The sequence below is a fragment of the Campylobacter sp. 2457A genome (genome assembly GCF_020135895.1).
In the GTDB taxonomy this organism is placed as follows: domain Bacteria; phylum Campylobacterota; class Campylobacteria; order Campylobacterales; family Campylobacteraceae; genus Campylobacter_D; species Campylobacter_D taeniopygiae.
The window spans coordinates 1-1,004 of record NZ_JACHTO010000069.1; the positions used below are offsets into that span (position 1 = coordinate 1).

Annotated in this window: 1 protein-coding gene; it reads right to left on the reverse strand. The window is 25.0% G+C overall.

Annotated features, from left to right (window positions below):
- On the reverse strand, positions 1 to 1,004 hold a 1,004-nt coding region (locus tag H2280_RS08340), incomplete at both ends, for a DUF2972 domain-containing protein (protein WP_337216249.1).

Here is a 1,004-nt window from a genome sequence, read left to right on the forward strand (position 1 = left end):
AATATAAGGCAGATGCTCTGTATCTAAAATTCTTTTAAATTCTTTAGCAAGTTCTTTATTTTCTTTAAAATAATTCAAAATATCTCTTTCTGCTATTCTTTTTTTATCTTCTGTTTGTTTTTGCTTCTCAATGGCTAAAAATAATACCTCTATATAAGACTTAATATAAATCAAATCCTTTTGTTCTAGCTTTTCTAAAAATAAATTATAATGTTCGTTTAATACTAAGCAAGAAAAACAATCGCTCTGTATTGACAAAATTTTATCAACATTAACAAATTGCTTATCAATTTCAGTATACGAAACATTAAATCCTTTATATATAACTGAAATTAGTAATTCTTTTTCTAAATTAAAATGTTGGCTAATATTAATATGAATTGGAAGCATGTTTACATAACTCCCAAAATTAAAGTCATAAAATGAATCCTCTACAATAGATTTTTCTAATGCAAATTTTTGAGAAAGTTTTTCTATAGTTGATATGGTTTTTTTTCCAATAATTTCATTCATATCCAAAAAATGCGTTTTTTTCACTCCTTTTAAATATTTCTTCAGAGAAGAATCGTGAAAATAAGGTACTCGACTTTGGATAATTTTACCTATAGCTTCCAAAGAAGGTTTATTGCTAATGCCATTATTTACCACATAAGCTATTCTATCTTGCAAAAAAACTTCTGGCCTTTGATTTAAAAAAACAGTATGCATATAACTTTTAGATGGCCATTTGTAATTTAGACAACTTTTTAAACAACTTATAGGATCTCTAACTAAACAAACAGAAATTTTAAAAATCAAATAAAAACATTTTGTAGATAAAGGCGAATAATCTCTAATAGCAATATAATATTTATTAGAAAAAAAAGTTAATTTATTATAAAATTCTATATAGCTTTTTTTCGAATCAAAAACATGTAAAAAGTACAAAGCTATCATCCCGCAACATTTCATAATATTATGAAAACCAAAATTCCCTACCCCATGACTCCCCCAAAACACAAACT